This is a genomic window from Rhizobium sp. GCM10022189, from assembly GCF_042656325.1.
Taxonomy (GTDB): Bacteria; Pseudomonadota; Alphaproteobacteria; order Rhizobiales; family Rhizobiaceae; genus Rhizobium.
Genome location: NZ_JBHSOR010000018.1, coordinates 1 through 22,068, shown reverse-complemented (window position 1 = coordinate 22,068; position 22,068 = coordinate 1). Strand labels below are relative to the sequence as shown.

At 62.8% G+C, this 22,068-nt stretch carries 21 protein-coding genes; 10 read left to right on the top strand and 11 right to left on the bottom strand.

Annotation, left to right across the window (positions count from 1 at the left end):
- Positions 1 to 190: 190 nt before the first annotated feature.
- Positions 191 to 1,231, bottom strand: a complete 1,041-nt coding sequence (xylF, locus tag ACFPWW_RS11155) for a D-xylose ABC transporter substrate-binding protein (RefSeq protein WP_112572773.1) — start codon at positions 1,229 to 1,231, stop codon at positions 191 to 193.
- Between the two features lie 228 nt (positions 1,232 to 1,459).
- On the opposite strand from xylF, the gene ACFPWW_RS11150 reads away from it, so the two are divergent.
- Complete coding sequence (locus tag ACFPWW_RS11150; RefSeq protein ID WP_112706021.1) at positions 1,460 to 2,683, top strand: ROK family transcriptional regulator; 1,224 nt, start codon at positions 1,460 to 1,462, stop codon at positions 2,681 to 2,683.
- Between the two features lie 269 nt (positions 2,684 to 2,952).
- On the opposite strand, the gene iolG is transcribed toward ACFPWW_RS11150, so the two are convergent.
- Positions 2,953 to 3,945, bottom strand: a complete 993-nt coding sequence (gene iolG / locus ACFPWW_RS11145) for an inositol 2-dehydrogenase (RefSeq protein WP_377311674.1) — start codon at positions 3,943 to 3,945, stop codon at positions 2,953 to 2,955.
- Positions 3,946 to 4,099: 154 nt separating this feature from the next.
- Between iolG and ACFPWW_RS11140 the strand changes: the two genes are divergently transcribed.
- Entirely contained in the window at positions 4,100 to 4,366 is a 267-nt protein-coding gene (locus tag ACFPWW_RS11140; protein ID WP_377311673.1) for a hypothetical protein, read from the top strand.
- Between the two features lie 93 nt (positions 4,367 to 4,459).
- On the opposite strand, the gene ACFPWW_RS11135 is transcribed toward ACFPWW_RS11140, so the two are convergent.
- From ACFPWW_RS11135 to ACFPWW_RS11125, 3 genes are all read right to left on the bottom strand, one after another.
- Positions 4,460 to 5,338: a Hint domain-containing protein gene (locus ACFPWW_RS11135; protein ID WP_377311672.1), complete on the bottom strand. Its 879-nt coding sequence runs from the start codon at positions 5,336 to 5,338 to the stop codon at positions 4,460 to 4,462.
- 246 nt (positions 5,339 to 5,584) lie between these two features.
- A complete protein-coding gene (locus tag ACFPWW_RS11130) occupies positions 5,585 to 6,052 on the bottom strand; it encodes a hypothetical protein (RefSeq protein ID WP_112706025.1) in 468 nt (155 codons plus the stop codon).
- Positions 6,053 to 6,109: 57 nt separating this feature from the next.
- The gene (locus tag ACFPWW_RS11125) at positions 6,110 to 7,120 is read right to left on the bottom strand and encodes a LysR family transcriptional regulator (RefSeq protein ID WP_112572699.1); all 1,011 of its coding nucleotides are present in this window, start codon (positions 7,118 to 7,120) and stop codon (positions 6,110 to 6,112) included.
- Positions 7,121 to 7,390: 270 nt separating this feature from the next.
- On the opposite strand from ACFPWW_RS11125, the gene chvE reads away from it, so the two are divergent.
- From chvE to ACFPWW_RS11085, 8 genes are all read left to right on the top strand, one after another.
- On the top strand, positions 7,391 to 8,455 hold the full coding sequence (chvE, locus tag ACFPWW_RS11120; RefSeq protein ID WP_377311671.1) for a multiple monosaccharide ABC transporter substrate-binding protein: 1,065 nt from the start codon (positions 7,391 to 7,393) through the stop codon (positions 8,453 to 8,455).
- A gap of 93 nt (positions 8,456 to 8,548) precedes the next feature.
- Positions 8,549 to 10,087 (top strand): multiple monosaccharide ABC transporter ATP-binding protein, encoded by a 1,539-nt coding sequence (gene mmsA / locus ACFPWW_RS11115; RefSeq protein ID WP_377311669.1) that lies wholly within the window; start codon positions 8,549 to 8,551, stop codon positions 10,085 to 10,087.
- Positions 10,084 to 11,292 carry a multiple monosaccharide ABC transporter permease gene (gene mmsB / locus ACFPWW_RS11110; RefSeq protein WP_112572695.1) on the top strand — a complete coding sequence of 403 codons (1,209 nt, stop codon included), beginning with the start codon at positions 10,084 to 10,086 and terminating at the stop codon, positions 11,290 to 11,292. The genes mmsA and mmsB overlap by 4 nt, the downstream gene beginning before the upstream one ends.
- A 106-nt stretch (positions 11,293 to 11,398) precedes the next feature.
- On the top strand, positions 11,399 to 12,394 hold the full coding sequence (gene araD1, locus ACFPWW_RS11105; protein ID WP_377311668.1) for an AraD1 family protein: 996 nt from the start codon (positions 11,399 to 11,401) through the stop codon (positions 12,392 to 12,394).
- Positions 12,395 to 12,467: 73 nt separating this feature from the next.
- Positions 12,468 to 13,901, top strand: a complete 1,434-nt coding sequence (locus ACFPWW_RS11100; protein WP_377311667.1) for an aldehyde dehydrogenase family protein — start codon at positions 12,468 to 12,470, stop codon at positions 13,899 to 13,901.
- 62 nt (positions 13,902 to 13,963) lie between these two features.
- A complete protein-coding gene (gene araD / locus ACFPWW_RS11095) occupies positions 13,964 to 15,703 on the top strand; it encodes an L-arabinonate dehydratase (RefSeq protein ID WP_112572689.1) in 1,740 nt (579 codons plus the stop codon).
- 141 nt (positions 15,704 to 15,844) lie between these two features.
- On the top strand, positions 15,845 to 16,087 hold the full coding sequence (locus ACFPWW_RS11090) for a type II toxin-antitoxin system Phd/YefM family antitoxin (protein ID WP_112755772.1): 243 nt from the start codon (positions 15,845 to 15,847) through the stop codon (positions 16,085 to 16,087).
- On the top strand, positions 16,084 to 16,521 hold the full coding sequence (locus ACFPWW_RS11085) for a type II toxin-antitoxin system VapC family toxin (RefSeq protein ID WP_377311665.1): 438 nt from the start codon (positions 16,084 to 16,086) through the stop codon (positions 16,519 to 16,521). The genes ACFPWW_RS11090 and ACFPWW_RS11085 overlap by 4 nt, the downstream gene beginning before the upstream one ends.
- Here ACFPWW_RS11085 and ACFPWW_RS11080 read toward each other — a convergent pair.
- From ACFPWW_RS11080 to ACFPWW_RS11055, 6 genes are all read right to left on the bottom strand, one after another.
- Positions 16,518 to 16,994, bottom strand: a complete 477-nt coding sequence (locus ACFPWW_RS11080) for a cupin domain-containing protein (RefSeq protein ID WP_377311663.1) — start codon at positions 16,992 to 16,994, stop codon at positions 16,518 to 16,520. The genes ACFPWW_RS11085 and ACFPWW_RS11080 overlap by 4 nt on opposite strands.
- A 224-nt stretch (positions 16,995 to 17,218) precedes the next feature.
- Positions 17,219 to 18,277, bottom strand: a complete 1,059-nt coding sequence (locus tag ACFPWW_RS11075; protein WP_377311661.1) for an HD domain-containing phosphohydrolase — start codon at positions 18,275 to 18,277, stop codon at positions 17,219 to 17,221.
- A gap of 195 nt (positions 18,278 to 18,472) precedes the next feature.
- Positions 18,473 to 19,297: a transglutaminase family protein gene (locus tag ACFPWW_RS11070; protein WP_112572678.1), complete on the bottom strand. Its 825-nt coding sequence runs from the start codon at positions 19,295 to 19,297 to the stop codon at positions 18,473 to 18,475.
- Between the two features lie 12 nt (positions 19,298 to 19,309).
- The gene (locus tag ACFPWW_RS11065) at positions 19,310 to 20,251 is read right to left on the bottom strand and encodes an alpha-E domain-containing protein (protein ID WP_112572676.1); all 942 of its coding nucleotides are present in this window, start codon (positions 20,249 to 20,251) and stop codon (positions 19,310 to 19,312) included.
- A complete protein-coding gene (locus ACFPWW_RS11060; RefSeq protein WP_112572674.1) occupies positions 20,251 to 21,660 on the bottom strand; it encodes a circularly permuted type 2 ATP-grasp protein in 1,410 nt (469 codons plus the stop codon). Before ACFPWW_RS11060 ends, ACFPWW_RS11065 begins: the two co-directional genes overlap by 1 nt.
- A gap of 174 nt (positions 21,661 to 21,834) precedes the next feature.
- On the bottom strand, positions 21,835 to 22,068 hold a 234-nt coding region (locus ACFPWW_RS11055; RefSeq protein WP_377311659.1), incomplete at its 5' end, for a hypothetical protein.

Sequence of the window (22,068 nt, the reverse complement as noted above, 5' to 3'; positions counted from 1 at the left end):
GCCCTGTTCTTGATGTGACCACCGGGACGCTTCCGAAAATAGCCGATCACGACGGCACTATTCTGGCAGGGAATCAAAGCATCCGCGGTGCGCGCGAGGACGGAGAAGCATGCACAGGCGGGCTTCATCCGCATCCGGCGCCGCAGCGGAGGCCGCTGCGGCGCCGGTCTTTCCAGTCAGCCGGCGAGGATCAGTCGCAAGCCTTGACGGTGCCGGCCTTGACGCCCTGGCAGGCTTCGGCCTTGGAGATCCAGCCTGCGTCGATGACGACGTTCAGGTTGTCCTTGGTGATGGCCTGCGGCTTGAGGAAGATGGATTCCATCTTGACCTTCTTCGGGCCGCCTTCGAAGGTCTGGACTCCTTCGATCTTGTCCATGGTCGTGCCGCCGGCGAGTTCGAGGGCGATCTCGGCAGCGCGCTTGCCGAGCTCGCGGCTGTCCTTCCAGACGGAGACCGTCTGCGTGCCGAGAGCGATGCGGTTGAGAGCCGCCTTGTCGGCGTCCTGGCCGGAAACCGGAACGGAGCCGGCCATGCCCTGGGCGTCGAGAGCGGCAACGGCGCCGCCGGCCGTGCCGTCGTTGGAGGCGACGACCGCGTCAACCTTGTTGTTGTTGGCGGTCAGGAACTGCTCCATGTTGCGCTGGGCGTTCTGCGGCAGCCAGCCGTCGGTATAGGCTTCGCCGACATTCTTGATCTTGCCGGCGTCGATTGCCGCCTTCAGCACTTCCATCTGGCCCGAGAAGAGGAAGTCGGCGTTCGGATCGGAAGAGGAGCCCTTGATGAAGACGTAGTTGCCTTCCGGCTTGGCCTTGAAGACTTCCTCGGCCTGCAGGCGGCCGACTTCCTTGTTGTCGAAGGTGATGTAGAAGGCAGCCGGATTTTCGATCAGGCGGTCGTAGCCGACGACCGGGATGCCTTCGCTGGCGGCCTTTTCAACGGCCGGGCCGATCGCGTCGGAATCCTGGGCGAGGATGATGAGGGCGTTGGCGCCCTGGGAGATCAGCGATTCGACGTCGGTCAGCTGCTTTGCGGCCGAAGACTGCGCGTCAGCGGAAATATACTTTGCGCCCTTGGCTTCGAGGGCCTTCTTGATGGCGGCTTCGTCCGTCTTCCAGCGCTCTTCCTGGAAGTTCGACCAGGAAACGCCGACGACGAGGTCGGCTGCCATGGCTGCGGACTGCAGCGAAACGAGAATGGCAGCGCCTGCCATCAGCTTGTAAATAGACTTCATAATGTCCTCCCGAGTGAAATGCAGCCGGCCCAGCATCAGCCTCCTCCGGCCACCGCGAAAGCCTGTCCAGAAAGGTTCGGATTTTTTTCTCGACAGTCGAGAAATTTAGTGTCAGAGATTTTTTCAACTGTCAACACCGCACTACCGGCTTAATTTCCTTTGACGAAAGGCCCCCGGAGATGCTGTGGCAATAAGGGGCGGAACGAACGGGGAAGAGGCGGCCGACAGATGCTGACCAAGTCGAGCACGGAGCTCGTGCGGCAGAGAAACAGCGTGCTTGTGCTCGCCACCCTTCGCCGTCACGGAGCGCTGGCTCATACCGAGATATCCGATTTCACGCGGCTGTCCTCCGCGACCGTTTCTGCGATCACCGCCGATCTGGAAAAGGCGCAGATCATCGAGAAATCCGAGCAGCAGGCGGCCAGCGGGCGCGGGCGCCCGCGCGTGCTTCTGCGCCAGCGGCGCGACTGCGGCTATCTCATCGTCGTCATCATCTCGTCCGATGCCGTGCAATATTCGCTCGTCGATTATGCCGGCAAGCTGATCGACCGGTTCAGCGAGGAGCGCTCGCACGATCCGGATGGCGCCGCCCGCTTCGTGAACGGGGTGCGGGAGGGCTTGAACCGCATCTTGTCGCGCTCGCGCATCGAACGCGAAAAGGTGCTGCTCATCTCCATCAGCAGCAAGGGGCTGGTCAATTCCACCGAGCCGGTTCTCGTCTGGTCGCCGATCTTCGGCAGCGACCAGATCGATTTCGAATCGGCGCTGAAGCCGGAATGGCCGGCCAAGGTCATCCTCGACAACGAGACGCTGCTGGTGGCGGCCGCGCTCGGCGCGCATGAGGAAAACGTCAAGGGCGGCGATTTCCGCGCGCTGGCGGCCCTTTCGCTCGGCCACAGCATCGGGCTCGGCATCGTCCGGCGCGGCAGCCACGGCGGGCACGAGGTCTCCGCGCCCAATTTCGGGCATATGCTGCACATGGCCAATGGCGGCCTCTGCCGCTGCGGCTCGCGCGGCTGCATCGAAGCTCATGCCGGTTTCTACGCCATCCTGCGCACCGCCTTCGAAGTGCCGCTCGACACGATCCCGGCGAAGTTCGTGCCGGTGGCGGAGCTCGACAAGATCGCCGCAAGGGCGCGGCAGGGCCACCGCATCTCCGGCTTCGCCTTCCGGCAGGCGGGGCTGGCGCTCGGCAACGGCCTGTCGCGCATGCTGAGCCTGACGGAGCGCATGCCGATCGCCATTACCGGGCCGGGAACCCGCTATTACGACCTGCTGCGGCAGGGGATCGAGGAAGGGCTCGGCCAGTCGCATATCGTGCGCATGGAGGGCATGCCGGAATTGCGGGTGGTGGCCGACGAGCAGAACCTGGTGTTCGAGGGGCACCTGAACCGGGCGCTGTCGGTGATCGACGAGGATATCGTGGTGGCGGGGATTCAGGGGACGGATTGAGGGCGTGTGTTTCCCGGAAAATGAAGACCCCGCCCCAAACCCCTCCCCACAAGGGGGAGGGGCTTAAATTGCCGCACCCGCTTTCCAAACTTTCGATGTTTCGGAAGAAGCGAGGCGGTCCGGCCGGGTTAGTCCCTCCCCCTTGTGGGGAGGGGTTGGGGAGGGGTTGGGGAGGGGCCTTTTTAAGGTTCGCCCTCACACGCATCAAACGAGAAATGGCCGGGCAGGGACCCGGCCATCTCATGGTGGCGACCGTCGGGAGAGGGCGGTCAGCCGATCTTGACGAGCTTGCCTTCCCTGACGGACTGCACGGCGGCATCGGCCAGCGCCAGCGCCGCAAGGCCGTCTGCGCCGGAGGGCGAAATCTTCGAGCCCTTCTCGATTGCCGAAATGAAGCTGGCGATCTCGTTGGCATAGGCTTCGGTATAGCGGGTCATGAAGAAATCGTGCAGCGGTGGGCGGGTGTAGCCGTCGGCATTGGCGACTTCGATGGAGACCGGGCGCTGGTTTTCGGCCGAGACGACGCCCTTGGAGCCGTGCGCCTCGATGCGCTGGTCGTAGCCGTAGGTGGCGCGGCGCGAATTGGAGATGATCGCCTGCTTGCCGGAAGCGGTCTGCAGGATGACGGAGACGCTGTCGTAATCACCGGCCTGCCCGATCGCCTTGTCGACGAGCACGGCGGCGGTCGCGACCACCGAGACCGGCTCTTCGCCGAGCAGGAAGCGGGCCATGTCGAAATCGTGGATCGTCATGTCGCGGAAGATGCCGCCCGAGCGCTTGATGTAATCGACCGGCGGGGCGCCGGGATCGCGCGAGGTGATCGTCACCATCTCGACATCGCCGATGCGGCCTTCGTCGATGACCTTGCGCACCGCCATGAAATGCGGGTCGAAGCGGCGGTTGAAGCCGACCATCAGCTTGGCGCCGGTCTCTTCGACCACCTTGATGCAGGCCTTGACGCGGGCAACGTCGAGATCAATGGGCTTTTCGCAGAAGATCGCCTTGCCGGCACGCGCGAAGCGCTCGATCAGGTCGGCATGGGTATCGGTCGGCGTGCAGATGACGACGGCGTCGATATCCTTGGCGGGCTCGATCGCCTCGATGCTGCGCACTTCGCAGCCATAGGCGGACGCGATTGCTTCGGCAGCCTGGGGGAAGGCGTCGGCGACGGCCACGAGCTTTGCATTGGCATCGCCGCTGACGGCTTTCGCATGGACCTTGCCGATGCGGCCGGCGCCGAGAAGACCAAATCTCACTGTCATTACTGCCTCCCTGTATTCGGAACAAATAAACCGAATTGATATAAGTTTGGAATTTTCATTCCATTTTCCAATGGCCGCGTCAAGTCCGCGGGCCTTTCACATTTGTGAAATCCATCCTAAAGACAAGTGACCGAATTGCGACAATGGACATGAGATGCAGCTGATCGATCCCAACCATCCGGCCTACCGGCGCCTCTGGGTGCGCGTTGCCATCGTCGTGGTCTGTTTCGGCTGGGGCATCTTCGAATTCATCGGCGGCGACCCGTTCTGGGGCGTGCTGGCGCTCGGCGCCGGCGCCTATTCCTTCTATATGCTGATCTGGACTTTCGATCCGAAGCCGCCGGAGACGGCGGCCGCCGTCACGCCCGACGAGGAGGACGCGGACGGGCCGGAAAACGAAGGGGAAAAGAAGGCCGAATAGGCGAGAGGCGGCGCGATCCAGGGGGATGCGCGCCGCGCTGCGGCAGAAGTAACCGGCACCTGCGCTGCGAAGGCGGGCAAGGCCCGCGCTGTGTCAGCGCGACAGTTCGCTTGCCTGCGCGTCGATCTTTTCGCAGGCATCGGCGAACGGATCGCGCATCGGCACCAGCGGCGAAGCGCCGAGCAGGAGCAGCGCCTTCAGGTGCTTCCAGCCGCCTTCCTCGCCCAGAACCGGCGCAAAGGAGGCCATCGCGGCGGGTTCCCGGCCGTAGAGGCGCCGGTATTGCGCGAAATTGGCGAAGGCTTCGAGGCTGCTTTCCAGAAGGCGGTAGCTTTCGGCGGCGGCCCCTTCGGCCAGGATGACGTCATGCGCGTCGAGCAGGACGCCGTAATATTCCACCGAAGCCCCGTCTGCCGGGACGACCGGGGCGATGGTGGTGCCGTTGACGAGATCCTTCACGCGGATCAGCACGCCGTTCAGGAACAGCGCGTGGTCGGGCGACAGGTAGAGATCGGCATGGGGCGTGCGGGCGTCCAGCGCATGGCGGCGGATGCGGACCGGCACGACGCCCTGCTGCCAGCGCTGGCCGCTTTTCCTGAAGACCTGGCGGCCGACCCACCGGACCGGGCGGGTGCCGCCGCCGGCAAGGGCGACACGGTCGCCGATGCGCAGGTCCTCGACCGGCTTTTCACCGCGATCGGTGAGGATCGCCGTGCCGCGCAGGAAACATTGCGCATTGTCGCCGCCGCCGGGGCCGCCATGCCCGCCCGAGCCGCCGTTGCCGCCCGAACCGCCATGCCCGCCGGAGCCGCCGTGCCCCCAAAGCCGACCCAGCGCATGGGCGGGCGAGGTGGAAATGGCCGTCGCCAGGGCCGCCACGCCGGCAAGCCTCGTACCGGCGGCCGCAACGACGCCCAGAAAGTGCCTGCGCGCGCTGTTGCGCGGCAGTTTCGGATCTTGTGAGGATGTCATGACGCAGGTCCCTTCGATAACATTTTTATCCGCCTATGTTACAAGGGGTTGCATTGCGTTCAATTTCGCTAAACTGCGCTGGTATCTACCAATAAGGGAGTAGGCAGGGGCTATCGTGCTGGAAAAATGACGCCGCTGCCGACACCAAAAGCTGATGAACTATCTGCCATCGACGCGTGAAACTCTGGAATCGGACACGTTTAAGGTGCGGGCCGGAACCGCCCGCGCGCTGCGGCCCGAAAGGCGCTAATTGCGCGGCAGGCGGCGCATGGCCTCGTCGATCAGCAGGTTGGCGATCATCATGCGCCGGTTGGCATTGTCGCGGAAAGGCGGGGCGACGCGATCGGGGTGGTTGGCCCTGGCGAAGGCGCGCCGCTTCTCGTTGAGGACCTGCTGGCTGTCGGCCGGAGAGAGCGCCAGTTCGGCGGCGATCTCCTCCGGAGCGATGCGGGCGAGATGTTCCGGCATGACCGGTTCGGGCGAGGGGGCGGGCGCCGGCGGCGCCTCGGCTGAAGGCTCGGGGCCGAGATTGTCGAAATAGGCTTCGCCGACACGCTGCGAGGCGGCCGAGACGCCTTCCATCACGTCGAAGGCAAGGCCGGTCGGAAAGCCGGAGACGCGGTGGACGGCCGGTTCTTCCGTCTCGCCGGCGGCGTCCTCTTCCGCTTTCAGCCGTTCGAGAACGGATTGGAATATCGATTGTCCGAACAGCATGCGCCTTCCTTTTCGAGCGGCGCATTAGACGGCGCCAAGGTGGCGCCGGGCTGGATTTCAGGTTTCGGACTGGCGCACGCTCTCCTGCAGGATGAGGTCGTAGAGCAGCCGCGCGCTCGGGGGCAGGGCGCGTTCGCGCACGGTGATCATGCTGTAGGGTTTGACGTTGATCTCGAAATCGATCGGCAGGATGCGCACGTCGGAAGCGTTTGAACTCTGCGAGGCGAGGAAATGGGCGACATCGACGGCAACCGGGGCGATCGCGTCCGTCTCGCAGACGATGGCGCAGGTCAGAAGCAGGGACGAGGTGTTGACGACGTTCTGCGGCAGCTCCACGGCGCGCGACAGGAAGATATCCTCGATCGTGCGGCGCAGCAGCGTGCCGGGCGGCTGGAACACCCAGTCGTAATTCCTGACCTCTTCGAGGCCGCTCGGCTCCTTCCTCTTTAACAGGGGGTGGCCGCTGCGCACGATGAGGCAGGCCTTCTCGATGCCGATCTCGCGCACTTCGAAGAGGCGCGGATTGAGGTCGTCGGGAATGCGGCTGATGATGAAATCGTGGCGGGCGGCCAGAAGCTCGCGCGCGAGCACGTTGCTCGTCTCCACCTGGATGGAGACCTCGATGCCGGGAAAGGTCTTGCGCACCGTGTGGATGGCGGGCACGACGAGGCTCATGGCGGGGGCCGTGACGGCGCCGATGAAGACCGAGCCGCCCTTGCCGCTCTTCAATTCGCCGATCTCGCGGCTGGCCTCGCGAAGCTCCAGAAGGATCTTGCGCGCGCGCCTGGCGAGCGCCTCTCCGAAGGTCGTCAGCGTCACGCCGCGGGCCACCCGCTCGTAGAGCGAAGCCTTCACGATCGATTCCATATCCGACAGCATTCGGGAGGCCGCCGGCTGCGATATGTTCAGCACCTCGGCGGCGGCCGAAATCTGCCCGCTATCTTCGATTGCGACAATCATACGCAGGTGATTCAGCTTAAGTCCCGCACGCAAAAGGCCGTCATCGCCAAAATTGTCGCTGTTAATGTCGACATGATCCAACGAAAGGGGCTCCGAGATGATCGTCATGGTTGCAGCCTCCCCACTGCGCTCCATCAAAAGTAATACTTTTTAACGATATACCAAATTTGTTATGCATATTACCAGTTATTCTATTTGACAGTTATAGGAATCCATACCAGTTTGCCGCCGTGTGCTGGTTGGCACTCAACACGTGTGAGATCGTGGAGGAGACCTACTTCGTTTCTCACCATCTGAAGTAACTATCCAATACGGAACCTGCCACAGTTTCGGGGCGGGCGATTTTTCGTCCGCCAATCTTTAACAAGGGAGAGAGAAATGAAATCCATTATCTCATTGATGGCTGCGGCTGCCTTCGGCGTCGCATCGTTCGTTATGCCGGCAATGGCACAGGACAAGGGTCTGGTCGGTATCGCCATGCCGACGAAGTCCTCCGCCCGCTGGATCGACGACGGCAACAACATCGTCAAGCAGCTCCAGGCCGCCGGCTACCAGACCGACCTGCAGTATGCCGACGACGATATTCCGAACCAGCTTTCGCAGATCGAAAACATGGTTACGAAGGGCGCAAAGGTTCTCGTCATCGCTTCGATCGACGGCACGACCCTTTCGGACGTTCTCCAGAAGGCTCATGACGCCGGCATCAAGGTCATCGCTTACGACCGCCTGATCCGCGACTCGGCCAATGTCGACTACTACGCCACGTTCGACAACTTCCAGGTTGGCGTTCTCCAGGCCGGTACGATCGTCGACAAGCTCGGCCTCAAGGACGGCAAGGGCCCGTTCAACATCGAACTCTTCGGCGGTTCGCCTGACGACAACAACGCCTTCTTCTTCTATGACGGCGCAATGTCTGTCCTGCAGCCCTACATCGACTCGGGCAAGCTCGTCGTGAAGTCCGGCCAGACCGGCATGGACAAGGTCGGCACGCTGCGCTGGGACCCGGCAACGGCCCAGGCCCGCATGGACAACCTGCTCTCGGCTAACTACACCGACGCCAAGGTCGACGCCGTCCTGTCTCCGTATGACGGCCTGTCCATCGGCATCATCTCGTCGCTGAAGGGCGTCGGCTACGGCACGGCCGACCAGCCGCTCCCGGTCGTCTCCGGCCAGGACTCGGAAGTTCCGTCGATCAAGTCGATCATCGCCGGCGAACAGTATTCGTCGATCTTCAAGGACACCCGCGACCTCGCAAAGGTCACCGTGCAGATGGTTGACGCCGTCATGTCCGGCAAGGAGCCTGAAGTCAACGACACGAAGACCTACGACAACGGCGTCAAGGTCGTTCCGTCCTACCTGCTGAAGCCGGTTGCCGTCACCAAGGACAACTACAAGACCGTCCTGGTCGACAGCGGTTACTACACCGAAGACCAGCTGAAGTAATTATGAATGGCCGGGACCCGCGTGATTGCGGGTTCCGGTCTTCGATTCTATGATCGCCGGGCCATTTCCGGTCGCGGCGTTGGGTTTTTAGTCATGGAAAATACAATCCTCGAAATGCGGAACATCACCAAGACGTTCCCGGGCGTAAAGGCGCTCGAGAATGTGAACCTCAAGGTTCGTCAGGGTGAGATCCACGCATTGGTGGGCGAAAACGGGGCCGGCAAGTCGACCCTGATGAAAGTGCTCTCCGGCGTCTATCCGGCAGGAAGCTATGATGGCGACATCGTCTACGAAGGCGAAGTGCGCAACTTCAAGGTCCTGAAGGATTCCGAAGAAATCGGGATCGTCATCATCCATCAGGAACTGGCGCTCGTGCCGCTCCTGTCGATCGGCGAAAACATCTTTCTCGGCAACGAGAACGCCAAGAAGGGCGTCATCAGCTGGGAAGAGACATTCAACCGCACCAAGCAGCTTCTGGCCAAGGTGGGCCTGCGCGAATCTCCGAACACGCTTGTCACCGACATCGGCGTCGGCAAGCAGCAGCTCGTCGAGATCGCCAAGGCGCTGTCGAAGAGCGTCAAGCTGCTCATCCTCGACGAGCCGACCGCATCGCTGAACGAAAGCGATTCAGACGCGCTGCTCAACCTGCTCATGGAATTCCGCCGGCAGGGCATCACCTCGATCATCATTTCCCACAAGCTGAACGAGATCCGCAAGGTCGCCGACCAGATCACGGTCCTGCGCGACGGCATGACCGTCAAGACGCTCGACTGTCACAAGGATGAGATCAGCGAAGACATCATCATCAAGAACATGGTGGGCCGCGATCTCGCCGACCGCTACCCGCCGCGCTCCGTGCCGATCGGCGAGACGATCTTCGAAGTCAGGAACTGGAACGCCTTCCACCAGCACCATCGCGACCGCCAGGTCCTGCACGACATCAACGTCACCGTCCGCAAGGGCGAAGTCGTCGGCATTGCCGGCCTGATGGGTGCGGGCCGCACCGAATTCGCCATGAGCGTCTTCGGCAAGTCCTACGGCCACAAGATCACCGGCGACGTCTTCGTCGACAGCCAGAAGGTGGACACCTCGACGGTGCGCAAGGCGATCGATGCCGGTCTCGCCTATGTGACGGAAGACCGCAAACATCTCGGCCTCGTGCTGAACGACAATATCCTGCACAACACCACGCTCGCCAACCTGCTCGGCATCTCGAAGAATACCGTCATCGACGACATCAGGGAGATGAAGGTCGCGACGGACTATCGCTCGAAGCTGCGCATCCGCTCGTCGGGCATCTTCCAGGAAACGGTCAATCTTTCGGGCGGCAACCAGCAGAAGGTGGTGCTGTCGAAGTGGCTGTTCTCCGATCCGGACGTCTTGATCCTGGACGAGCCGACACGCGGCATCGACGTTGGCGCGAAATACGAAATCTATACTATCATCAACCAGCTTGCCGCCGATGGAAAGGGCGTTCTGATGATCTCGTCGGAAATGCCGGAACTGCTTGGCACATGTGACCGCATCTATGTGATGAACGAAGGACGCATCGTCGCCGAACTGCCGAAAGGAGAAGCAAGCCAGGAAACCATCATGCGCGCTATCATGCGCTCAGGGGAGAAGAAACAATGACTCCTGTCAACCCGACAACCTCAGAGGAAAGCAACGTCGTTTCGATTGGCGACTATATCCGCGGCAATATCCGCGAATATGGCATGCTGATTGCGCTCGTCGCGATCATGGTATTCTTCCAGTTCTATACGGGCGGCATCCTGTTCAAGCCGGTCAATATCACGAACCTGGTACTGCAGAATTCCTTCATCATCATCATGGCGCTCGGCATGCTGCTGGTGATCGTGGCCGGACATATCGACCTGTCGGTCGGCTCGATCGTCGCCTTCGTCGGCGCCCTGGCGGCCATCTTCACCGTTTCCTGGGGCATGAATTTCTGGCTGGCGGGCCTGCTCTGCCTGATCGTCGGCGGCGTCATCGGCGCCGCGCAGGGCTATTTCATCGCCTATCACCGCATTCCGTCCTTCATCGTGACGCTCGCCGGCATGCTGGTCTTCCGCGGCCTGACGCTGACCGTGCTCGGCGGCAAGAACATCGGCCCGTTCCCGAAGGAATTCCAGGTCATCAGCACCGGCTTCCTGCCGGGCGACATGGTCGACGTTTTCGGCGTTCCGACCCAGCTCACCTCGCTGGTGCTGACGGTCATCCTGCCGGTCGTTCTGTTCTATCTCGCCTGGCGCCGCCGCAAGGTCAACGAAAGCCACGGCATCGATGTCGAGCCGATGGGCTTCTTCATCGGTCAGAACCTCCTGATTTCGCTGGCCATCGTCTGGCTGGGCTGGCTGCTGTCGACCTATAAGGGCCTGCCGAACGTCCTCATCGTCATGCTGGTGCTCATTGCCGTCTACAGCTTCGTCACCCGCCGCACGACGATCGGCCGCCGTATCTACGCGATGGGCGGCAACGAGAAAGCGACCAAGCTTTCGGGTATCAATACCGAGCGGCTGAGCTTCTTCACTTTCGTCAACATGGGTGTTCTGGCCGGTCTCGCCGGCATGATCGTGGCGCTGCGCCTCAACTCGGCGACGCCGAAGGCCGGCGTCGGCTTCGAGCTCGACGTCATCGCGGCCTGCTTCATCGGCGGTGCCTCGGCTTCGGGCGGCGTCGGCAAGATCACCGGTGCAGTCATCGGCGCATTCATCATGGGCGTCATGAACAACGGCATGTCGATCGTCGGTCTCGGCATCGACTTCCAGCAGATGGTCAAGGGCGCGGTTCTGCTCGCCGCCGTCTTCTTCGACGTCTACAACAAGAACAAGGGCTGAGCTTCGGCCCAGCCCCCGCATCGCAGTCATATGAAAACTGAATTCCGGCTCCTGTTGGAGCCGGAGCGGCGAAGCTTTGCCATCGCCAAACGAAAGGATTAGGACCGTGCTTATCTCGCAGATCAAGGGCGCCAGCGGAGAAATCATCGTCGCCGTGCGCGAACCGGGTGCCGCCGCCAAGGCCGTCAAGGGTGCCACGAGCGTCTACGCCCTGGCGATGGAGGCCGCAGACAGCGGCAAGTCTCTCGTCTCCGTCATCGAGGCGCATGGATATGGCGACGCCATCGATCTCGAAAAGGTCTATGAGGAAGGCCGCTTCCTGCCGCCGATCACGCATCCGGATGCCGCGCACCTGCATCTGACGGGCACCGGCCTGACGCATCTGGGATCGGCCGCGACGCGCGATTCCATGCACAAGAAGACGACCGAGGCGGCAGAGGAAACGCTGACCGACTCCATGAAGATGTTCAGGATGGGCCTCGAAGGCGGCAAGCCGGCGGCCGGCCAGAAGGGCGTGCAGCCCGAATGGTTCTACAAGGGCAACGGTTACGGTGCGGCAGCACCCGGCGCCCCGCTCGTCTCTCCCTCCTTCGCGCTCGACGGCGGCGAAGAGCCTGAAATGGCCGGCATCTACGTGATCGGCAAGGACGGCACGCCGTTCCGCATCGGCTTTGCGCTGTCGAACGAGTTTTCCGATCACGTCACCGAGCGGATCAACTATCTCTTCCTCGCCCATTCCAAGCTGCGCCCGGCAAGCTTCGGCCCGGAAATCCGCATCGGCGCGGCGCCGGAGGATATTCGCGGCACCTCGCGCATCAAGCGCGGCAACCATGTGATCTTCGAAAAGCCGTTCCTGTCCGGCGAGGCGAACATGTCCCACACTTTCGCCAATCTGGAATATCACCATTTCAAATATGGCCTCTTCCGCGTGCCGGGTGATGTGCATGTACATATGTTCGGCACGGCGACGCTTTCCTTTGCCGAAGGCATCAAGACGGAAGAGGGGGACGTTTTTGAAATCGAGGTGGCCGAATTCGGCCTGCCGCTGCGCAACCCGCTGAAGGTTGCCGCCGAGGAAGCGATCGCCGTCAAGCAGCTCTGATTTCAACTGTGGTCTCAAGGGCCGGCCGCCCCGCGGGCCGCCGGTCGCTTGTCATAGAGGAGGCTTTAGGCCCATGACCATCCATCAGAATCTCATTGCCGGCGAATGGACCGGCACCAATGCCGCCGAAAACATCAACCCGTCCGATACGAACGAGGTCGTCGGCCTCTACGCCCAGGCGAGCGCCGAGGATGCGAAGGCGGCGATCGCCGCCGCCAAGGCGGCTTTCCCGGCCTGGTCGCGTTCCGGCATCTGGGAGCGCCACGTCATCCTGAAAAAGGCCGGCGACGAGATCATGGCGCGCAAGGACGAGCTTGGCGCGCTTCTCGCCCGCGAGGAAGGCAAGACCCTTCCGGAAGCGATCGGCGAAACCATCCGCGCCTCGCAGATCTTCGAATTCTTCGCGGGCGAAGCGCTGCGCCTTGCCGGCGAGGTCGTTCCCTCGGTGCGCCCGAATATCGGCATCGAGATCACCCGCGAGCCGCTCGGCGTCATCGGCATCATCACGCCCTGGAACTTCCCGATCGCCATTCCGGCCTGGAAGATCGCGCCCGCACTCTGCTACGGCAACACGGTCGTCTTCAAGCCGGCCGATCTCGTTCCCGGCTGTTCCTGGGCGATTGCCGATATCCTGCACCGCGCCGGCCTGCCGAAGGGCGTTCTCAACCTCGTCATGGGCAAGGGCTCGGTCGTCGGCCAGGCCATGCTCGACAGCCCCGACATTGCCGGCATCACCTTTACCGGCTCGACCGGCACGGGCAAGCGCGTCGCCACGTCCTCCATCGAGCATAACCGCAAGTTCCAGCTGGAAATGGGCGGCAAGAACCCGATGGTCGTGCTCGACGACGCGGACCTGACCGTCGCCGTCGAAGCGGCCGCCAATTCCGGCTTCTTCTCCACCGGCCAGCGCTGCACCGCCTCGTCGCGCCTGATCGTGACCGAAGGCATCCACGACAAGTTCGTGGCGGCGCTGACCGAAAAGCTGAAGACGATCGTGGTCGACAACGCCATGAAGCCCGGCACCCATATCGGCCCCGTCGTCGATGCCCGCCAGCTGCAGACCGATACCGATTACATCAGGATCGGCAAGGAAGAGGGCGCCAAGCTCGCCTTCGGCGGCGAGCTCATCTCGCGCGAGACGCCCGGCTTCTACCTGCAGCCGACGCTGTTTACCGAAGCGACCAACCAGATGCGCATCTCGCGCGAGGAAATCTTCGGACCCGTCGTCTCCGTCATCCGCGTCAAGGATTACGAAGAGGCGCTGGCGACCGCCATCGACACGCCGTTCGGCCTGTCTGCCGGCATCGCCACGACCAGCCTCAAGCACGCGACGCATTTCAAGCGCAATTCCGAGGCCGGCATGGTGATGGTGAACCTGCCGACCGCCGGCGTCGATTTCCACGTTCCCTTCGGCGGCCGCAAGGGCTCGTCCTACGGCCCGCGCGAGCAGGGCAAGTACGCCGTCGAGTTCTACACAACCGTCAAGACCGCTTACACGCTGGCCTGAGACACAGCGCGATGACCCTGGCCGTGCGAGGCGGTCAGGGGATATCCTGAAGGACAGAGACTATGAAGAAGAAAGCAGAATGGCCGCGTAAGCTGAGGTCGCAGGAATGGTACGGCGGCACGAGCCGCGACGTGATCTACCACCGCGGCTGGCTCAAGAACCAGGGTTATCCGCACGACCTGTTCGACGGGCGCCCGGTCATCGGCATCCTCAATACCTGGTCGGACATGACGCCGTGCAACGGCCACCTGCGCGAGCTCGCCGAAAAGGTGAAGGCGGGTGTCTGGGAAGCCGGCGGTTTCCCGCTGGAAGTGCCTGTGTTCTCGGCCTCCGAAAACACGTTCCGCCCGACCGCGATGATGTACCGCAACCTTGCGGCGCTCGCCGTCGAAGAAGCGATCCGGGGCCAGCCGATGGACGGCTGCGTGCTGCTCGTCGGCTGCGACAAGACCACGCCGTCGCTGCTCATGGGGGCGGCATCCTGCGACCTGCCGTCGATCGTCGTCACCGGCGGCCCGATGCTGAACGGCTATTTCCGCGGCGAGCGCGTCGGTTCCGGCACGCATCTGTGGAAATTCTCCGAAATGGTGAAGGCCGGCGAGATGACGCAGGCCGAATTCCTCGAGGCCGAAGCCTCGATGAGCCGTTCGTCCGGCACCTGCAACACGATGGGCACGGCCTCCACGATGGCCTCGATGGCCGAAGCGCTCGGCATGGCGCTGTCCGGCAACGCCGCCATCCCCGGCGTGGATTCCCGCCGCAAGGTGATGGCGCAGCTGACCGGCCGCCGCATCGTGCAGATGGTCAAGGACGACCTGAAGCCCTCCGACATCATGACCAAGCAGGCCTTCGAAAACGCCATCCGCACCAATGCGGCGATCGGCGGTTCGACCAATGCCGTCATCCACCTGCTGGCAATCGCCGGCCGCGTCGGCATCGACCTTTCGCTTGATGATTGGGACCGTTGCGGCCGCGACGTGCCGACCATCGTCAACCTGATGCCGTCGGGCAAATACCTGATGGAAGAGTTCTTCTATGCCGGCGGCCTGCCGGTCGTGCTCAAGCGCCTCGGCGAAGCCGGCCTGCTGCACAAGGATGCGCTGACCGTCTCCGGCGAAACCGTCTGGGACGAGGTCAAGGACGTCGTCAACTGGAACGAGGACGTGATCCTGCCGGCCGAAAAGGCGCTGACGCAGTCCGGCGGCATCGTCGTCCTGCGCGGCAATCTCGCGCCGAAGGGCGCCGTCCTGAAGCCGTCTGCCGCTTCGCCGCACTTGATGGTGCATCGCGGCCGCGCGGTCGTCTTCGAAGACATCGACGACTACAAGGCCAAGATCAACGACGACAGCCTCGATATCGACGAGACCTGCGTCATGGTCATGAAGAACTGCGGTCCGAAGGGCTATCCGGGCATGGCCGAAGTCGGCAATATGGGCCTGCCGCCGAAGGTGCTGAAGAAGGGCATCACCGACATGGTGCGCATTTCCGACGCGCGCATGTCCGGTACGGCCTACGGCACCGTCGTGCTGCACACCTCGCCGGAAGCCGCCGTCGGCGGCCCGCTCGCCGTCGTCAAGAACGGCGACATGATCGAGCTCGACGTGCCGAACCGCCGCCTGCATCTCGATATTTCCGAGGAAGAGCTGGCAAAGCGCCTCTCCGAATGGCAGCCGAGCCACGACGTGCCGACCTCGGGCTATGCCTACCTGCACCAGCAGCATGTCGAAGGGGCCGATACCGGCGCCGACCTCGACTTCCTCAAGGGTTGTCGCGGCAACGCTGTCGGCAAGGACAGCCACTAAGGCCTGTCGGGGACAGGAAAACGATGAAGAGGCGGGGCCAAGGTCCCGCTTTTTTGTTGGCCGGCGGGAGCGCCTGCGGGCGATCCTTGCGCGACAGGGATATGGCGCTATATTCTGTACATATGTACAGGAGATATGGTCATGTCGAAAACGGTCGGCGCAGCGGAGTTCAAGGCGAAATGCCTGAACCTCATCGATCAGATGGGCAGGGACCATGAACCTATCGTCATCACAAGGCGCGGCAAGCCGGTCGCGGTGTTATCGCCGGCGCGGCAGAGCGGCGTGCGCAAGAGCATTATCGGCGCGCTGAAGGGCAGCGTACAGCGTTACGACGATCCGCTGGCTCCGGTCGCCGAGCCCGAGGACTGGGACGCCGTCCGGTGATCGTCATCGACACGCATATCCTCGTCTGGGCCATGCAGGACGACGCGCGCCTTGGCGCAGAGGCCCGGCAGGTCATCGACGAGACGGCGCAGAAAAGCCGGATCCTGATTTCGGCGATCACGCCCTGGGAGATCGCAATGCTGGTCGAGAAGGGGCGCCTGGCGCTTGGCGACGATGTCGGGCGATGGATCGATCAGGCGCTGTCCCTGCCGGCGCTCCAGGTCGCGCCGATCGAGCCGTCCATCGCCGTCGACAGCGTCCGGCTGCCCGGCGAGTTCCACGCCGACCCCGCCGACCGCATCATCGTGGCGACCGCCCGCTTTCATCGCATACCGCTGCTGACCGCCGACCAGGCGATCCTTGCCTACGGCGCGCGCGGCCATGTTCAGGTTCTTGCGGCTGTCCAGGCCATGACCGGGCGCGCGTCGCCCTAGCGTCCGACGCTTTCGGCCACGAAGAGTTCGACGCCGTTGCGCCGGCCGACATCGACCAGGCGCTGAATGTCCGGCGGCTCGCCGGTCTGCGGCGGCAGTTCCCGCGTTCCCGGCGGCATCGGATCGCCGGCCTGCGAGAAGAAGGCGTCATGGACCTTGCCGGGCATGTTGATGATCAGCATGCGCGACGGCTTGTCGTCGATATTGGTGAAGGCGTGGACGGCGCCCGGCGGCACCTTGACGAACGTGCCGGGCGTGGCGACGCGCTTTTCGCCCTCGATCATGAACTCGTATCTGCCCTCCAGCACGTAGAAGGATTCGTCGTCTGCCGGATGCCTGTTGGGCGGCGCACCGGCGCCAGGCGCGGTAGTGGCCTCGACGAGGCTGAAGGCGCCGCCCGTATCGGGATTGCGGGCGATGAAGCGCACGAGAATACCGAATAGATGATAGGTATCGGTCTGGATTGCTGACATGGCATGTCCCCCGGACGTGATGCAATCGGCCCGAGATCGGAAACGATCTTCGGAAGGTCCGATGCGTCGTTTCAAAGAACCGGAGCGTCCCTTGTGCGTGCGAGTGGACGCGCGGCGCTCCGGAAGTGTCACGCTTGCAGCACCCTTATAACACATCCGCGGCGCCAGATGATGACGCCAAGTTGTATTATACGAATGGGGGTTGCGCCTAACCCGGGCGGGTGTCAGCCGTGCGAGCGCAGGGGCTCGTCCTTGCCGGCGGGCGGATCGAAAAGCGTGCGGATGGCCGGCCACTTGCGGCGGAAGGCGGCGACGCAGGCGGGGTCGAAATGCGTGCCGCTGCAGGCGATGATTTCGGCATAGGCGGTCTCGACCGGCCATGCCTGCTTGTAGGGGCGCTCGGAGCAGAGCGCGTCGAAGACATCGGCGACGGCGACGATGCGGGCTTCGAGCGGGATCTGCTCGCCGGCGAGGCCCTGCGGGTAGCCGGTGCCGTCCCATTTCTCGTGATGCGCGCCGATGATGGCGGTGGCGACGCGGGAAAGCTCGGCGGAACTGTTGCGCAGGATCGATACGCCGATCGGCACGTGTTCGCGCATCTTCTCGATCTCGTGCGGCTCCAGCTTGCCGGGCTTCTGCAGGATGGCGTCGGGAATGCCGATCTTGCCGATATCGTGCAGGGGGGCGGCGAGATAGATGTTGCGGCGCTGGATGCGGTCCATGCCGAGGCCCTCGGCGATCAGCTCGGAGATCGTGGCGACCCGTTCGATATGGTCGCCGGTATTGCCGTCGCGCGAGGCCATGGCCTGGGCCAGGCACCAGATGATTTCCTGTTCGCGCATGTCGGCGCGTTCGCTCTCGCGGCGGAAGGCCTGATCGAGCGAGCGGGCACGGTCGACGAGGGCGAGCTGGGCGCTGCGCAGGGCGAGGAGATTGACGATGCGGGCCTCGAGCTCCAGCGGATCGAAGGGCTTGGCCAGGAAGTCGGTGGCGCCCGCTTCCAGCGCCTCCAGGCGCACCGAGCGTTCCGTCTGGGAAGTAATCATCACCACGGGCACGGTTTCGTAGCCGCGCTGGCCGCGCAGGCGGCGGATCACGTCGATGCCGCTGAGCTCGGGCATCATGTAATCGACCAGCACGATGTCGAATTCGACAAGCTTCGTGCGTTCCAGGGCTTCCAGCGGATTGGCGAAGCTTTCGATATCGCAGCTGGCGAAGCGGCGGACGGCGGTTTCAAGGGCAAGCAGGCTGGATTTGCTGTCGTCGATAATAAGAAGAGACATAACGACCTACTGAAATCTCTCAATAAAACAGGCCGGCGCCCGCAACGCCGGTGCCCGCAGATGCGAGCGCTAACAGGCCCACAGCTTCCGCCTGCCGGTTTAACATCGGGTTAGTTCAAAGGGGAGAATTGGCTGCAATCGCAATTATTGCGTGTCTCACAGCGCAAAATCGCTGGGACGGACCGGCCTTGCCCGTCAGCTCTGGCTCTGGCTCTGCATCTGGCCGCCGTTTTCGACCTTGACCGTGACCGAAAGCTTCTCGCCCGGCGTGCCGATGCGCATGCCCGATACGGGTGCAGCGTCACGGTAGCAGAGGCCGGAGGCCATGCGCACATAGCGCTCGTCCGGGCAGATCTTGTTGGCGGGATCGAAGCCGACCCAGCCGAGGCCGGGAATATGGGCCTCGCCCCAGGCATGGGTTGCGGCCTGCTCGACCTTCTCGTCCATCATCAGATAGCCGGAAACGTAGCGCGAGGGGATATCGAGGGCGCGGGCGGCGGTGACGAAGATATGGGCGTGGTCCTGGCACACGCCGGCCTTCTTCTCCAGCGCCTGCTCGGCCGTGGTTTCCGTGCCGCTGGTGCCGGGCCTGTATTCCACCGCCTCGTGGATCGCCGCCATCAGGGCATGCATGCGGGCCAGTTCGTTCTCGCCCGTGATGCCCTTGACCAGCTCCTTCACCAGCTTGCCGCTCTTCGTCAGCGGCGTCTCGCGCAGGAAGAGCCAGAGGGGGCAGAAGCCGGTATGGGGGCCGGTAACGCCGTTGCGATCCTCGGTTTCGACCTCGCCTTCGGCGACGATGCGCGTCACCTGCTGTTCGCCTTCCAGCGAGACGAGGTTGACGTGGTTGCCGTACTGGTCGTCATATTCGACCTCGGGCTTGGCGCCCTCGACATTGAGCGACCAGTTGAGAACGGTCTGGCCGGCCACGGTCGGCGGCGTCAGGCGCAGGCGCTGCAGGGAAAACTGCGCCGGCTCGTCGTAGCGGTATTCGGTGAGGTGGCTGATCTTCAGTCTCATGATCTGACCCGCTTAAGCATAGAACCGGTAGCCGTCGGAGATTTCGTTGCCGAGCTTGTTGTTGCGGGCGACGAAATCCTCCAGGAATTCATGCAGGCCCTGATCCATGATGTCCTTGATCTTGAGGGTCTGCAGCGTGGCGCGGATGGCGTCCGCCGTATCGTGGGCCGGCAGCCGCTCGCCGTAGTCCTTGGCGATATAGCCGATGTTGCTGACGATCTTCTCGTAGCAATAGGCGAGCGAGCGCGGCATCTGGCCGTTCAGGATCAGGAAGTCGGCAATGTTCATGGCGCGGTATTCGCCGTCATAGGCCCAGCTGTAGGAGCGGTGGGCGGAGACCGAGCGCAGGATCGATTCCCACTGGATGTTGTCGACCGAGGAACCGACCTGCGAGACCGAGGGCAGCAGCACGTAATATTTCACGTCGAGGATGCGGCTCGTATTGTCGGCGCGCTCGATGAAGGTGCCGATACGGGCGAAATTATAGAGTTCGTTGCGCAGCATCGAGCCGTGGAAGGCGCCGCGGATGAGGCCGGCGCGATGCTTGATGACGTCGATGACCTCCGGCAGCTCGGCCGCCTTCAGCTTCTTCGACAGGAGTTCCTTGAGATCGATCCAGCATTCGTTGGTCGCTTCCCAGGTCTCGCGCGTCAGCGCCGTGCGCACCATGCGGGCATTGTTGCGGCCGAAATCGATGCAGGACATGACGCTCGACGCGTTGGACCGGTCGCGCAGCAGGTAGTCGATCGCATCGGCGCTCGTCAGCTTCGTATGCGTCTCGTCGTAGAGTTCGCGCACGCCGGCGCTTTGCAGCACGCCGTCCCAATTGTCGTCGCCGGAGCCGCTGCGGGTCAGCGACATGCGCAGGCCGGCATCGACGAGGCGCGCGATATTTTCGGCGCGCTCGATATACCGGAACATCCAGTAGAGCCCGTTTGCAGTTCTTCCGAGCATCAGTCCTCCAATACCCAGGTGTCTTTGGTGCCGCCGCCCTGGCTGGAGTTGACGACCAGCGAGCCCTGCTTCAGCGCCACGCGGGTCAGCCCGCCCGGAATGATCTGCACCTTGTCGGAAACAAGCACATAGGGGCGCAGGTCGACATGGCGGGGCGCGATGCCCTTGTTGACGAGGATCGGAACGGTCGACAGCGAAAGGGTCGGCTGGGCAATGTAGTTGCTGGGCTTGGCCTTCAGCTTCTCGGCGAAATCGGCGCGCTCCTTCTTCGACGCCGTCGGGCCGACGAGCATGCCGTAACCGCCCGAGCCGTGCACTTCCTTGACGACCAGTTCGTCCAGATGGTCCAGCACATATTTCAGGCTGGAGGCTTCCGAGCAGCGCCAGGTCGGCACGTTTTCGAGGATCGGCTTGCGGCCGGTGTAGAATTCGACGATCTCGGGCATGTAGGAATAGATCGCCTTGTCGTCGGAGATGCCGGTGCCCGGCGCGTTGGCGATGGTGATGTTGCCGGAGCGGTAGACATCCATGATGCCGGGAATGCCGAGGGCCGACTCCGGACGGAAGGTGAGGGGGTCGAGGAAGTCGTCGTCGACGCGGCGGTAGAGCACGTCGATCGCCTCGTAACCGCGCGTCGTGCGCATCTTCACCTTGCCGTCGATGACGCGCAGGTCCGAGCCTTCGACGAGTTCGACGCCCATCGTGTCGGCGAGGAAGGAATGTTCGTAATAGGCGGAATTGTAGATGCCGGGGGTCAGGACGGCGACACGCGGCTTGCCCTTGCAGCCGGGAGGGGCGAGCGAGGCCAGGCTCTGGCGCAGGAGATAGGGATAATCCTCGACGCGCTGCACCCGGTTCTCGTGGAAGAGTTCCGGGAACATCTGCATCATGGTTTCCCGGTTTTCCAGCATGTAGCTGACGCCCGAGGGCGTGCGGGCATTGTCCTCCAGCACGTAGAACTGGTCTTCGCCCGTGCGTACGATATCGGTGCCGACGATATGGGTATAGACGCCGCCCGGCGGCCGGAAGCCGATCATCTCGGGCAGGAAGGCGGTGTTCTTCTCGATCAGCTCGCGCGGGATGCGGCCGGCGCGGATGATTTCCTGCTTGTGATAGATGTCGTCGAGGAAGGCGTTGAGCGCAATCACCCGCTGCTCGATGCCCTGGGCGAGCTTGCGCCATTCGCGGCCGGAGATGATGCGGGGGATGATATCGAAGGGGATGAGCTTTTCGGAACTGTCGGCGTGGCCGTAAACCGCGAAGGTGATGCCGGTTTTCCGGAAGATGTTTTCCGCATCGCGGGACTTTGCAATCAGATGCGCCCGATCCTGGCTGTTGTACCACTCAAAGTATTTTTCATATGGCGCTCGGGGACTTTCGTCGCCCGTGATCATTTCATCAAATGCCAAAGGTGTGGCTCCCCTTTTTTGTTCATTTGAATACAACGCAAAGGGCAATGCAAGAACCATGCACAGTTCGCATGGAAGATTCATAAAATCTTCTGCAACGCAAAATCGGCTGAAAAACTGGGCATTTATCAGGAGCTGGAGCGGCATGGACCGATGTCAATCCAAGGATGCCGCTCAAAAGATGAGCAGGTGATTATTTCCTGTCCGGGCGGAGGGGCAAACTCTGTCCGGGCTGGCGACCGGAATGCCGGTCAAAAGACAAGGGCCGGATCGCTCCGGCCCTTCAGACCGCTGACAAACCCGTCGATTTTTTCGGCGGGTTTTGTTTTTGAAGGTTTGGTTGTTTCCGGTTTGGCCGTGAGGCAGACGAAGTTGGCGGCCTTTTGCCTTCATGTCATGGCTGGTTTG

Coding starts and splice junctions, on each gene's coding strand:
- araD (WP_112572689.1), top strand. CDS start 13,964: ATGAAGAAGAAAGCAGAATGGCCGCGTAAGCTGAGGTCGCAGGAATGG.
- xylF (WP_112572773.1), bottom strand. CDS start 1,231: ATGAAGTCTATTTACAAGCTGATGGCAGGCGCTGCCATTCTCGTTTCG.
- iolG (WP_377311674.1), bottom strand. CDS start 3,945: ATGACAGTGAGATTTGGTCTTCTCGGCGCCGGCCGCATCGGCAAGGTC.
- ACFPWW_RS11150 (WP_112706021.1), top strand. CDS start 1,460: ATGCTGACCAAGTCGAGCACGGAGCTCGTGCGGCAGAGAAACAGCGTG.
- ACFPWW_RS11100 (WP_377311667.1), top strand. CDS start 12,468: ATGACCATCCATCAGAATCTCATTGCCGGCGAATGGACCGGCACCAAT.
- mmsA (WP_377311669.1), top strand. CDS start 8,549: ATGGAAAATACAATCCTCGAAATGCGGAACATCACCAAGACGTTCCCG.
- ACFPWW_RS11070 (WP_112572678.1), bottom strand. CDS start 19,297: ATGAGACTGAAGATCAGCCACCTCACCGAATACCGCTACGACGAGCCG.
- ACFPWW_RS11140 (WP_377311673.1), top strand. CDS start 4,100: ATGCAGCTGATCGATCCCAACCATCCGGCCTACCGGCGCCTCTGGGTG.
- ACFPWW_RS11125 (WP_112572699.1), bottom strand. CDS start 7,120: ATGACGATCATCTCGGAGCCCCTTTCGTTGGATCATGTCGACATTAAC.
- ACFPWW_RS11065 (WP_112572676.1), bottom strand. CDS start 20,251: ATGCTCGGAAGAACTGCAAACGGGCTCTACTGGATGTTCCGGTATATC.
- ACFPWW_RS11130 (WP_112706025.1), bottom strand. CDS start 6,052: ATGCTGTTCGGACAATCGATATTCCAATCCGTTCTCGAACGGCTGAAA.
- ACFPWW_RS11090 (WP_112755772.1), top strand. CDS start 15,845: ATGTCGAAAACGGTCGGCGCAGCGGAGTTCAAGGCGAAATGCCTGAAC.
- ACFPWW_RS11135 (WP_377311672.1), bottom strand. CDS start 5,338: ATGACATCCTCACAAGATCCGAAACTGCCGCGCAACAGCGCGCGCAGG.
- mmsB (WP_112572695.1), top strand. CDS start 10,084: ATGACTCCTGTCAACCCGACAACCTCAGAGGAAAGCAACGTCGTTTCG.
- chvE (WP_377311671.1), top strand. CDS start 7,391: ATGAAATCCATTATCTCATTGATGGCTGCGGCTGCCTTCGGCGTCGCA.
- ACFPWW_RS11075 (WP_377311661.1), bottom strand. CDS start 18,277: ATGTCTCTTCTTATTATCGACGACAGCAAATCCAGCCTGCTTGCCCTT.
- ACFPWW_RS11080 (WP_377311663.1), bottom strand. CDS start 16,994: ATGTCAGCAATCCAGACCGATACCTATCATCTATTCGGTATTCTCGTG.